Source organism: Ralstonia sp. ASV6 (assembly GCF_016429285.1).
Classification (GTDB): domain Bacteria; phylum Pseudomonadota; class Gammaproteobacteria; order Burkholderiales; family Burkholderiaceae; genus Ralstonia; species Ralstonia flaminis.
Genome location: NZ_JAELUI010000017.1, coordinates 42,098 through 54,426 on the forward strand (window position 1 = coordinate 42,098; position 12,329 = coordinate 54,426).

Below are 12,329 nucleotides of genomic sequence, written 5' to 3' on the forward strand. Positions count from 1 at the left end.
AACGCGGTCAGGCGCGGCATACCGACTATCACGTGCGCGGCATTGCATTTGCAGGATGGACCGACGCACGCGTCGATCATCAAATGCGAGTTGAAACCAGATCGACTCACAACCCGTTTATCGCCTCCGGATAGAAGCCTACAGTGCGGCGCATCTCAACCCACCGGAGCTTTCCATGCCCACTCACCCCGTCCTCCGCCCCGCCCTGCTGGCCACCACCGCGCTGGCGCTGCTTGCCGCGCTACCGGCATTCGCCGCAGACGACGAGCTGGTCCGCCCGCAACATCTGGCTGCCCCGGACACACCGCAGGCTGCCGCCGCCGTGCTGGCGGCGCGCCGCTACGCCACCTTCTGGCATACCGGCGATGCGCGCTATGCCACGCAGGCGCTGTCGACCGACTTTGCCGACCGCACGCTGCCGGCAGGGCGCGTGCAAGGTCCGCAAGGCCCGCTTGACGCTTCCAAGGCCTTCCGCGCCGCTGTACCCGACATGCGTGTGGAAATCGAAGACATGGTTGTGGCCGGCAACCGTGTAGCCGTGCATCTGCGCTTTCGCGGACATTTCACCGGCGAGTTCGGGCACACGCACGGACAGAACCAGCCAATCGACTTCCAGGCATTCGATTTGTACCGCGTGGCCGACGGCAAGATCGCAGAAAACTGGCACCTGGAAGACAACCAGACGCTGCTTGGACAGATGGGATTGCAGCCCTGAATTCGCACGAATCTATTAACGCCCTTTAACAAGCTTGCACCCCACTCCCGCTATGCTTCGCCCCAGCTTGCAAGCCGCTTAGCGGCTGCCAGAGCGATAGAAGAAACGAGCCAGCGAATACAACAAAACGTCTTCAGGAGAAGCACATGGGAATGGGGTTTCAGGGCGCACTGCGCGCCTGGGCAGGCGCACTTGCCTGCATGTCGGTCATGGGGTTGATGAGCGCCACGGCTGCCCACGCGCAACAGGCCAGCAATCCGGAACAGGAAATCAAGCAGGCCTGGGCTGCCGCCAAGGCCAGTGCAAAGGCGGGGCCCACGTCGGTTGCACTGCGTGACCAGGCCACGCTCAAGATCGGCGCGAACGAAGTCTTCATCCCGCAGCCGGCCGCCGGCCAGCTCATGCACGCCATGGGCAACGGCAACAGCCAGGACTTGCTCGGCCTGGTCATGCCCACCGACGAAGAGAGCGACTGGATGGTGATCGCCGAGTACGAGGCGTCGGGCTATATCAAGGACGACGACGCCAAAGACTGGAACGTCGACGACCTGTTCAAGTCGCTCAAGGAAGGCACCGCTGCCGCCAACGAAGAGCGCGAGAAGCGTGGCATCCCCGCGCTGGAGATCCAGGGCTGGGTTGAGCGCCCGCACTATGACGCCGCCACGCACCGCCTGATCTGGTCGATGGCCGCGCGCTCCAAGGGCCAGCCCGCCAACGAGCCGGAATCGGTCAACTACAACACCTACGCACTGGGCCGCGACGGCTACATCAGCCTGAACCTGATCACCGCAAGCGACCACGTGGCCGCCGACAAGCCCGCCGTGCAGAAGCTCCTGGCCGACCTCGACTTCAAGGACGGCAAGCGCTACACCGACTTCAACGCCAAGACCGACAAGGTGGCCGAGTACGGCCTGGCTGCGCTGGTCGGTGGCATCGCCGCCAAGAAGCTCGGCCTGTTTGCCGTGATTGCCGCTTTCCTGGCCAAGTTTGCCAAGGTGGCGATCCTTGCCGTGGCGGGCTTTGGCGCAGCGATTGCCAAGTTCTTCAAGCGCAAGCCGAGCGCCTGATCAGGCGAGCACGGACATCATGGCCAAGCTGCTGATCCTGCTGTTCTCGGGGCTCAAGTTCGGCAAGCTGCTGACCACCGGCGGCACGATGCTGCTGTCGGTGGTGGTGTATGCCTTTGCGTTCGGCTGGCGCTATGCGGTGGGTTTCGTGGTGCTGCTGTTCATCCACGAGATGGGGCATTTCATGGCGGCACGCCAACGCGGGCTGGCGGTAGGTGCACCTACCTTCATCCCGTTCGTGGGCGCGTGGATCGACCTCAAAGAGCAACCGATGGATGTCGAGACCGAGGCCTACATCGGCCTGGCAGGCCCCGTCGCGGGCACAGTCGGGGCAATGCTCTGCTACGGTCTCGCGCGCTATACCGATAGCCAGTTGCTGCTCGCCTTGGCCTACGCCGGCTGCTTCCTGAACCTGTTCAACCTGATCCCGATGTCGCCGTTTGACGGCGGGCGCATCACGGCGGTGCTGTCGCCGCGCATCTGGTTTCTGGGGGTGCCAGTGCTGGTGGCGCTGTTCATGTGGCAACCGAGCCCGATCCTGATCCTGATCGCCGTGCTGGCCGTGCCGCAGTTGATGAAGGCATGGCGCTACGATCCGGACGCGCCGGAAAACCGCGCGTACTACAGCATCTCCAACGAGTCGCGCCTGACCTACACCGTGTACTACATCGGCCTGGTCGTCTTCCTGGCGATGATGAGCCACGAGCTGCACGACATGCTGGGCAGCGTGCGCGCATAAAAAAACCTCCGCAAATGTTCTTTACCCCAAGCACAGATACATAGATTGAGGTGAAGCAGAGCCGGAGAGGTGGAAATCGATGTCTCACGCCCCTACATCAGGGGCGTTTTCTTTGCGTTGAATTTACAAGTTATCCCCTAACGCCACATCGTATGCATGCCGATGTAGTTGAGTAGCAGTCTTTCTTTGAAAGACGAGTAGCAGCTTTTCCGCAACACACCTGCTACCGCGTTCGTAACGGCGCCTGTTTACAAATTCTGGCAAGGCGGCGTACTATCGGCACCCGCAGTTGGGCTGGGAGGCCTTCAGCACTGTTCGAAGCTCTCTTCTGAGAGTACGGTGAGGAATCCTTAGTAGTCCTGCTCATTTGCACCGCAGTACCCGTCTGACTTGCGCCCGCAACTCGAACCCGGGCGGCTTCAAGCCAGGCGAATCCCTTTGACTTAAGTCTCAATCAAGGAGATTCGCCGTGGCTCGTCCATCGTCTGAAGAACTCGCTCGCTTACGCGACGTTCAAGCTGTCACCGCGCTCTTGGCCCTTGCTACACATGCCAAGCGCGACTCTACATTCACCCCAACGAAATCTGCAGGCACACAGCGCTGGCACGCGACCGCTGGCACTCTGCACTTCGAGCTACTGCTGAACGGGCCGAAATTCTTCGATACCCGGGCACAAGCCGGCGGCGGGGGTGCTATTGACCTCGCCATCCATCTGTATCGCCTGAGCTTCAACGAAGCAATCGGATTGCTCCACGCGCGGGGCGTCTGATGTTCGTTACTGTTCGAAGCAAAGTATTCACAGATGCGACCGGCGTCCATACAGAGATACCGGCGCTGTTGACCCCTGCTGGCGTGCTCGAGCCCTTGCTCGACTATTGCCTGTCCCGCAGCCATGACCGCAGCCTGGCATGGATGGGGAAGGTCACGCGGGCGGTGAGGATGTTCCTCGAATATCTGCAAGCAAATCCGGCTGAGCGCGATACCTACCAGCTCTTTCAGAACTTCGCTCAGCGCCTCTACACCGGAACCTTCGACCGAAATACTGGGCTTGACCCCAGTGGCTTGTGCTGGGCGCCGATGTCACCCCATGACGCTGAGCTCATCATCACGAACCTCTCCGACTTCTTCGACTGGCTTGGAGAAATGCGCCCTGAAGCCGCTAAAGTGAACCCGCGTTATGCGGGCGGCGCCTTCGACCGGCAGACTGACGAGACTGCTTACCAGTATCGACGCAACAAGGCCTTCCTCGGACACACCTGGGCGGCGAACGCATCCCCCGCCGAAACCGGGCACCGTGTCCGAGGTCGGCGTCTGCCGAAAGTCGAGAAAGGCGAGCCTCCGGCCTTCCCGGAGGAGCGATTCGAGGAGTTGCTTGTCAAGGGGTTCTGCGCAGCTGGGCGCCATGACTACCGCGGCATGCTTATCACCCTGCTATTGCACGGCGCAGGCTTCCGCGAATCGGAACCCTTCCATCTCTTCATCTCGGACGTGTTCCCGGACCCGGCCAACCCGCGCCAAGCTAGAGTCCACATCCACCATCCCAGCTATGGCGCAGCGCCGGCTGACTGGCGTGACGAAAAGGGCCGGCCGCGCAAGGGCAATCGGACGGAATACCTCGCGCATCAGTTCGGCCTCGCGCCCCGCACCGAATTGCTGAGCCGCCAACAAGCAGGCTGGAAAGGCGGCACGCACGATGCGGCGTACTACAAGCAGGCGTACTGGTTCCTACCCGAGTATGGAGAGTGGTTCCTACAGCTCTGGCACCGTTATCTCGAACAGGTGGCCCGTGTTGACCGCAGCCATCCGTTCGCCTTCATAAACCTAGGCCGTGAGCCCGTTGGCGCTATGTACAAGCTGGCCCAATACAACAAGGCGCATGCAGCTGCCTGTGAGCGCATCGGGCTCAAGGTTGGCAAGGCGCTCGGGACTACACCGCACGGTCACCGCCACGCCTATGGCCGGCGCCTTAGAAATGCTGGTGTCGACAAGGCGAATATCCGGCGCTTCATGCATCACGGCTCGCTGGAGAGCCAGGAGGTCTACACGCAATCGAACAACCGTGAGGCTCTGGTGGCGCTCGAAGTTGCCGCGCTGCGATTGCGGGACAAGGCAGTGGGGGGGCCTAGTGCTGAGCAATATCAAAACTACGACGGAGTAATCTCATGCCAGAAAAGAACATAACGAAAATGCACAAGACGTCCGTCATTGAAGCTCCTCCAAAGGAGAAAGGGGTGAGGCGAGAAACGGATACTACCCTCGGTTGGGTCAAGCGCGACTATCCGCAACTCGCTGCTTGGCGTGAGTTGGCTGTGTCGTGGCTCAAGGGTGAAACGCGAGGTATTGCTCCAAGACTCCAAGCCTTAGGGATATTCTTCGTTCGCTATCTAATCCAGCAAGGTCTGCCGCTCGACCTGGCAGCATTGTTGAAACGCGACGCAATTCTGCCCGACTTCTATCGAACGACCTGCCCAGATTCAAGGCAAGGCATCGAATACAACAATATCATCCACGCCTTTCTGAACTTCGTGCTACTGCACGAGTTCAGCCACGCCGCCGACGACGGCCAACTGGTAGTCTCGCCGGCGTTTCGCAACCCCGTGCCCCGGATGTCCAAGAGCGGCCTGCCTCGTCGCGACGAGAGCGTGCATTCGCCGCTTCCATACGGCTACATTGACGAATTACGGCAGATGCTCGCTGCTGGGCCTCACTTCCGCGATTGGCAGTGGGCGCAGAGTGCGTTGGGAGCCGAAATCGGTCAGCGCGGGCCTGGTGGGCCCGACTGGTTCGAGGTAAGCGAAGAGCAGATTGACCGGCACGACCCGGACTGCGTATGGCGCGAGCGACCAATGGCGAATGGAACGCGCTTGGAGATGTGGAGCCCAGTTCGTTGGGTGGCTCTGCTCGTGAAGCTCATCCTGCCACTCCGTACGTTTCAGGTTCGCATGCTCGACTCGGGCGAAGCCGATACTTGGCGCTACACGGCGGGGAAATGGACGCTGAGCCTAAGCCAGCTCGCACAGGGTAGCGAACGCCGGCCCTTGCAACAGGGCGTGTTCCGCCGCAGCGCCTCGCTAGTCGAAGGCGAGGCGGTCTCGACCGTGCTCTACATCAACACCAATAAGACCGCCGACATCGCAAAGTCCGGGCCGGAGAAGGGGTACGTGTTGCCGTGGTCCTTTGGCGGACCGGTACATCAGGACGTCTTCTACTGGCTTGAAAAACTCCGCGACTGGCAAGCAAAGTACAACGCCGTCGGGAGGCGTACTGCCTGGACAGAACTGGATGGCCGCCATATGCAGGCGAAGAGCGCCGTGCAATTGGCTGAATATCCGGACACGTGCTTCCTCTTTAGAGCGCCAGAGGCCGTCGAAGGAGAGCGCCATCTTCCTATCCGAAACAGGGGGCTGGATAGTTGCTGGTTCCGCCTGCTAGACGCACTGGAGCTGCGGCTAGCAGCCCGGGGCGAGACTCATCGCAACGGCACGCCAATTCGCTTCCTCCCGCCGCCGGAGGAGGACAATAATGGAACGACAACTCTCTTCCCCCTGCACAGCCTACGTGTCTCCCTTATCACTGCGTTGGCACTTGAAGGCCAAGTACCATTCCCCGTCCTGCAAAAACTTGTCGGCCACAGTCGCCTGCTAATGACCTTGTACTACACGAAGCCCGGCGCGTCGCGCATCCGCGAAGTGCTCCATGGCGCGGCGGAGCGGCTCGAGGCGAACAAGGAGGTGAGCATCCAGAACTTCCTACTCGACACCGAGCATGACGAACTCCTGCAGAATGCCATCTGTAACAGCGTGCCGAGCCTCGCCGCCTGCATCCCACAGCATCCGGCCGCGCGCAATCCGGCAGGCTGGATGCCGATGCACCACGGCCTGTGTCTTGTCGGCGGCAGCACCAGCGAGGTCGAGGAAAACGGCGCGGTGGGAGGTTGCTACAACGGCGGTCCAAACATCGGCTCAGCTTCAGCCCCCAGGCACGGACCCGTTCCGGGCGGCAGCCGTAACTGCGTCCGCTGTCGCTGGTTCGTGACGGAGCCGCACCACCTGCCGGCGCTGGCCGCCCACTTCAACACGCTCGCCTATTGCTTCGACGAGGCGCGAAACTCCTGTCTCATTCGGGAAAACGAGCTTCAAGACCTGAAGAAGCAGAAAGCTGATGCGGAAGACGCCGGTCGGCCGTTCACCGGACTGGACGCCTACCGGCAGGCGGAACGGGTGTGGGAGAGTGCCATGAAGCGATTCAGCGACCTTGCCGAAGACCTGGTGGCCTGTTGGCGGCTCATCGAACGTTGCAAGGTCGCGCTGGAAGCCCCGCAGGGCGACGGCACGCAATTGGTGGCCGCCGGCACGGTGCGAGACGTCCATGTCGGCTTCGAGGAAACAGAGTCAGAATTGCTGCAACTCACCGGCGTGTGTGAGAGCGTCGAGGTCTACCCCGACCTCGAACCAGGCAAGGCCATATTCCGCCGCAGCCAGTTGCTCGATGCGGTCCTCTTCAACGAAGACCTGCCACCTGTGTTCATGCTGTTGAGTGAACAGGAGCAACTCCTCGCCGGCAACGCCTTCATGCGCCGCTTGGCCGAGCAGATGAACCCAGCGAATCCCGCGCTCGGCCAGCGCCAAGTGATTAGCTTGATGGACGCGGGTGCGAGCCTTGGTCGGCACTTCGACGTGGACCTCACCTCGCTGCTGCCTAAAACAACTCGCAGCCAATCGTTACCTGCTGCGCATCGGTTCCTCGTGGAGGTCGAAGCATGAATATGAGGACGGACATCCACCCGGACGCAGTCCTTGAATCACTGCTCGCCAAGGGCGGACGCTCGCACCGGCGCGCAAATCTCGCGAGAATGCACGAACTTTGCCGTCGGCAGCATGAGACAGGCGGGCGCGACTTCTCGCTGCCCTCTGTTGGCCGGCTGGCCGAAGCCGAGGGCATTATGAAAGGCCGAGCCCTCTATAACGCTCAGTCTGCGGACTACCGCGAACTCATTCTGGCCTGGTCAGCCTATGCTGGACCGCCTTCACCGAAAGCGCCAAGGACGCTGGCGAGCCATGACTACCTCATGCGCATCGAAGACCCCGCTATCCGCTCTATCATGCAGGCCATCGTTGCGGAACGCGACAAGCTCAAGGCGCAACTCAACGTGTTGAAAGCTAACGTGCAAGTGACCGTGGACCGGCGGCCACTTGGCGCGGATGTCGCCGCACCTGGTTCGGTCGCCGTGCTCGCCATGGCCGCCCAGTTCACGCCTTCGGAGCGCCAAGCATTGCAAAAGGCTGTATCGACACCTTACCTCGAAGAACGTGGGCTCCGGGAGGGTAGCCACGGCGAAATCGTGAATGAGCGGGGGCGAACCATCTTCGAGGTGGGATTCGCGCGTGCGATTCGCAAAGTGCTAGGTGATTGACCAACACAATGAAAAGGCGCCGACAAAAAATCGTCGGCGCCAATAGATACGATGCAATGGGATGTATCCATACATCGAAAGCCTTGGGACACAGAAGCCTTACAAATGAAGCCTTCCGCGATACCCACCCACGAACTATGTACGGTTACGGTATAAGTCCAAGCGCGGAGGTTTTTTCTTGGTACTGTGCTTGCTTGGTTTCGCTTTATGCGAAGTTCGCAGCGACGAAGTCCCAGTTGACCAGGCTCCAGAACGCCTCGACGTACTTCGGACGAGCGTTCCGGTAGTCGATGTAGTAGGCGTGTTCCCACACGTCGCAGGTCAGCAGCGGCTTGGCATCGGTGGTCAGCGGCGTAGCGGCGTTCGAGGTGGACACCAGGTCCAGCGAGCCGTCAGCCTTCTTCACCAGCCAGGCCCAGCCCGAACCGAAGGTGCCAACGGCCGTCTTCGTGAACTCTTCCTTGAACTTGTCGAAGCTGCCCCACTTGGCGTTGATGGCGTCAGCCAGGGCACCGGTCGGAGCGCCGCCGCCGTTCGGCTTCAGGCCGTTCCAGTAGAACGTGTGGTTCCACACCTGTGCGGCGTTGTTGAAGATGCCGCCCGAGGACTTCTTGACGATGTCTTCCAGGCTCAGGTTCTCGAACTCGGTACCCGGGATCAGGTTGTTCAGGTTCGTGACGTAGGTTTGGTGGTGCTTACCGTAGTGGAACTCCAGGGTTTCCTTGGAGATGGTCGGCGCCAGGGCGTCGAGTGCGTACGGCAGCGGGGGGAGCGTGTGGGCCATGTGTTTTTCCCTTCTGTGGGTTGTGTGCGGGGTTGCGTGAGTCGGGAGCGACGATTGTAGGAGAGTTGCAAAACCGGCGCAAACAGCGTGCCAAATACTCGGAATACCCGCGAAACACGTGCGGAATCGCAGCAATGACCGTTATGTGGACATGCGCCGGTCACATATCGAGCTTGGGCTGCACCTGGGCGATCTCGATGTCGACCGCGCCCTGCGCCAACCGTGCCTCGATGCGTGCCCGGGCATGCAACGCGTTCGGATCACGGATGGCGTGGCCCTTCGCGTCGAGCAGCACCGCGTAGCCGCGCTCCAGTGTGCGCTGCGGTGCCAGCAGCTCCAGGCCGGTGTGCTGCCGCGCCAAGCGCTCCTGCGACCGGGCCAACGTGTCACGCATGGCGCGTGCCAGCGCAGCTTCGGCCTGTTGCAGCACAGCGCGCTGGCGGGAGACGTCTGGGCGGGCGGCCGCCAGGCGCATGGCGAGCAGGCGCTGCACGTGCTCGGCACGCTGCACGCGGCCGGTCAGGGCAAAGCGCAGGCGCCCCTCCAGATGCGACAGCTGCGTGCGGCGCTCGCGCATCTGCGCCTGCGGGCTACGCAGGCGGCGCGCGAGCCAATCGACGGTCTGGGCGCGGCGGTCAAGCTGGCGACGAAACTGCGCTGAGAGCGCATCCCAGTCACGCACCACGTCGCGCAGCATGCGAGCACGGTCGGGGCTGACGAGTTCTGCGGCACCGGTGGGCGTGGGTGCGCGCACATCGGCCACAAAATCGACGATCGTCACATCCGTCTCGTGCCCGACGCCCGCCACGATAGGAATCCCGGAAGCGGCCACCGCGCGTGCGACCAGCTCTTCGTTGAAGGCCCACAGGTCTTCAATGCCGCCGCCGCCCCGGCACAGGATGACGACATCGACTTCTGCGCGGGCATTGACCGTATCGAGCATGGCGGCTATGCGCTCGGAGGCGCCTGCACCCTGCACCGGCACCGGATAGACGATCACGGGCACATGTGGCGCGCGACGGCGCAGCGTGGTCAGCACATCGCGCAAGGCTGCCGCCTGCAACGACGTCACAACACCGATCGCGCGGGGGTGGCGCGGGAGCGGCCGCTTGCGCTCGGGGTCAAATAAGCCTTGCGCCTCCAGCGCGGCCTTCAGTCGCAGGAAGGCTTCGTACAGATTGCCCAGCCCGGCACGACGGATGCCCTCTACGCTCAGTTGCAGCTCACCGCGCGCCTCGTACATCGTGACCAGCGCGCGCACCTCCACGGCCTCGCCTTCGCGCGGGGTGAAATCGGCGTACTGGTTTCGGCCTTTGAACATCACGCAGCGGATCTGCGCGCCGGCATCCTTGAGCGAGAAATACCAGTGGCCGCTGGCCGCGCGCGTGAAGTTGGAGATTTCACCGCGCACCCAGCCCAGCGGAAAGTTGCGTTCAAGCAACCCGGCAATCCGCCGGTTGACCTCGCTGACGGTCAATACATCCTGCCCGCTCCGCGCCGGCGCAGGCGATGCCGGAGTCTCTTGAGTGGCCTTTGATGCACTCGGCGCAGCGGCCGGAGCATCCATCCAGAAAGGTCGGCGGGAAGACGGTGGCGTGGTCATAAGTGGTCGTGGCGGCGCAATGCGATGGGGCTTCGGGGCAACTTCTACCTTGAATGAGGGAGGGATTTCGCGTCTATCGGGCTACCTGTCCACAGCATAACGCCCTTGTCAAGCTTGACAGACGTTACGTGACGCGTTCTCGGCATTTTGACGCAACCCTTTGATTTTTATGAAAAATCTGCCCGCGTTAAAAATTCAGCAGCGCAAGTAATTTCGTTCTGCGTCAAGCATTTAGCGCAGGGCTCCCGAGGATGTTCACAAAGTTATCCACAGCTGCGCTGGAAAACCCGAATGTGACGCCTGGGCAGTGGATAAATCGGCCGCCGATTCTCACATGTCCGGCGCTTGCACCCCTGTTCTTTCGTGGAAAACCTTACTGCCCATTTTTTAAGCGGCGCACCGAACACCCTTTTTAATCAGTCACTTAAGGTGCTTGTCCGAGCAATGTCCACAACCCGTCCACAAGACTGTCCCGCTTCGTTGTGGATTTCCCGCCGGTTTTGCGGGCCACGCCCGGAATTTTCCCAAAATCCGCACAGAAACCCCGGCTGCACAATTCTTGAGCACGGCATCGGACGCCCTTTCATATCAAATACTTAGCGCGCTTGTTCTGGGAATGTCCACAACCCGTCCACACAACTGTCCCACCGCGGTGTGGATTACTCGCCAGTTTCAAGGGCCGTCAGACGTTTTGCGCATGAATTGGCCACAGAAACACCCATTGCATGTTTTTTAAGCAGAGCACCGAACATCCTTTCACATCAAGCACTTAGCTTGCTTGTTCTGACACTGTCCACAACCCGTCCACAAGACTGTCCCGCTTCGTTGTGGATTGTCCGCGCACTGAATTCTGTGACGACCCTTTGACTGTCAGAGGCGCCTGTCGCTACGGTACGCCATCGTGTTGCCGAGGCAGGTCCGACGCGCTAGAGTGGCGCCTGTTTTTGCCGCAACGGACCGCGTTCGGGGACGCGGACGGCATGAACGGCAGTCAGGGCGCCAAATGCACCGCGAATCGGCGTCCTGAATCAAATTCCTTCCACAACGACAAAACGGGTTGTCCAGTGTTTTCCATCATTCAAGCCGCCGGCTGGCCGATCTGGCCGCTGTTGATCGCCTCGGTGCTCGCCCTCGCGCTCATCATCGAACGCTTCGTCGCCTTGCAGCGCAAGAAGATCATTCCGCCCAAGGTCTATGACGAGGCGCTGGCCGTCGCGCACCAACGCAAGGCCACACCGGAAGTGGTGAACACGCTGGAACAGGGCTCGCCGCTGGGCCGCCTGCTGGCTGCCGCGCTGCGTCACGTGGTGCTGCACCCCAACACCACGCGCGATGCCGCCAAGGAAGTGGTGGAAGAAGCCGGCCAGAATGTCGCCCATCGCCTGGAGCGCTACCTGAACGCGCTCGGCACCATCGCCTCGGTGGCGCCGCTGATGGGCCTGTTCGGCACCGTGGTCGGCATGATCGAGATCTTCGGCAGCCAGAGCGCTGCGGGCACCAATCCGCAAACGCTGGCACACGGTATCTCGGTGGCCCTGTACAACACGGCGCTGGGCCTGGTCGTAGCCATCCCGACGCTGATCTTCTGGCGCTACTTCCGTGGCGTGGTGGATAACTACGTGGCCGAGCTGGAACACTTGTCGACCATGTACCTTGACGCGATCCTGCCGCCGCGGCGCGGTTGATCCGGGCAACGCATTCCTGAGAACGCCATGCGCTTCCGCCCGCGCCACGCTCGCGAAGAGCCGGAGATCAACCTGATCCCGCTGATCGACGTGCTGCTCGTGATCCTCATCTTCCTGATGATCACGACCACGTATTCCCGCTATACCGAACTAAAGGTCAACCTGCCGACTGCCGACGCCGAAAAGGCAACCGAGCGCCCAGGACAGATCGTCGTGTCCGTCACCGCCAACGGCGTCTACTCTGTGGACAAACAAGTGCTCGACACGCGTGACGTGACCAGCCTGGCCGATGCACTGCGCGCTGCCGCAGACAAGGCTGGCGG

General features: G+C 61.5%; 11 protein-coding genes. 9 read left to right on the forward strand and 2 right to left on the reverse strand.

The features are described 5' to 3' along the window. Nucleotides 1-175: 175 nt before the first annotated feature. The 7 genes from JHD73_RS05020 to gmtX all read left to right on the forward strand — a co-directional run bounded on the left by JHD73_RS05020 (nucleotide 176) and on the right by gmtX (nucleotide 7,934). Nucleotides 176-715 (forward strand): ester cyclase, encoded by a 540-nt coding sequence (locus tag JHD73_RS05020; protein ID WP_199028405.1) that lies wholly within the window; start codon nucleotides 176-178, stop codon nucleotides 713-715. Nucleotides 716-861: 146 nt separating this feature from the next. After that, entirely contained in the window at nucleotides 862-1,782 is a 921-nt protein-coding gene (locus tag JHD73_RS05025; protein WP_199028407.1) for a DUF2167 domain-containing protein, read from the forward strand. A gap of 19 nt (nucleotides 1,783-1,801) precedes the next feature. After that, complete coding sequence (locus JHD73_RS05030; RefSeq protein WP_199028409.1) at nucleotides 1,802-2,521, forward strand: site-2 protease family protein; 720 nt, start codon at nucleotides 1,802-1,804, stop codon at nucleotides 2,519-2,521. 469 nt (nucleotides 2,522-2,990) lie between these two features. After that, nucleotides 2,991-3,290 carry a hypothetical protein gene (locus tag JHD73_RS05035; protein ID WP_199028411.1) on the forward strand — a complete coding sequence of 100 codons (300 nt, stop codon included), beginning with the start codon at nucleotides 2,991-2,993 and terminating at the stop codon, nucleotides 3,288-3,290. Continuing rightward, nucleotides 3,290-4,702, forward strand: a complete 1,413-nt coding sequence (gmtY, locus tag JHD73_RS05040) for a gamma-mobile-trio recombinase GmtY (RefSeq protein WP_199028413.1) — start codon at nucleotides 3,290-3,292, stop codon at nucleotides 4,700-4,702. Before JHD73_RS05035 ends, gmtY begins: the two co-directional genes overlap by 1 nt. Then, complete coding sequence (locus tag JHD73_RS05045) at nucleotides 4,684-7,284, forward strand: integrase family protein (RefSeq protein ID WP_199028415.1); 2,601 nt, start codon at nucleotides 4,684-4,686, stop codon at nucleotides 7,282-7,284. Before gmtY ends, JHD73_RS05045 begins: the two co-directional genes overlap by 19 nt. Then, nucleotides 7,281-7,934, forward strand: a complete 654-nt coding sequence (gmtX, locus tag JHD73_RS05050; RefSeq protein WP_199028417.1) for a gamma-mobile-trio protein GmtX — start codon at nucleotides 7,281-7,283, stop codon at nucleotides 7,932-7,934. The genes JHD73_RS05045 and gmtX overlap by 4 nt, the downstream gene beginning before the upstream one ends. 205 nt (nucleotides 7,935-8,139) lie before the next feature. On the opposite strand, the gene sodB is transcribed toward gmtX, so the two are convergent. Both sodB and xseA read right to left on the reverse strand, forming a co-directional pair. Further along, complete coding sequence (gene sodB, locus JHD73_RS05055; RefSeq protein ID WP_199028419.1) at nucleotides 8,140-8,718, reverse strand: superoxide dismutase; 579 nt, start codon at nucleotides 8,716-8,718, stop codon at nucleotides 8,140-8,142. 160 nt (nucleotides 8,719-8,878) lie between these two features. Next, nucleotides 8,879-10,285: an exodeoxyribonuclease VII large subunit gene (xseA, locus tag JHD73_RS05060; RefSeq protein ID WP_199028421.1), complete on the reverse strand. Its 1,407-nt coding sequence runs from the start codon at nucleotides 10,283-10,285 to the stop codon at nucleotides 8,879-8,881. Between the two features lie 1,100 nt (nucleotides 10,286-11,385). Between xseA and JHD73_RS05065 the strand changes: the two genes are divergently transcribed. After that, entirely contained in the window at nucleotides 11,386-12,006 is a 621-nt protein-coding gene (locus JHD73_RS05065) for a MotA/TolQ/ExbB proton channel family protein (protein WP_199028423.1), read from the forward strand. 27 nt (nucleotides 12,007-12,033) lie between these two features. Next, nucleotides 12,034-12,329: biopolymer transporter ExbD (locus JHD73_RS05070; protein ID WP_199028425.1), on the forward strand; the 296-nt coding region annotated here is incomplete at its 3' end.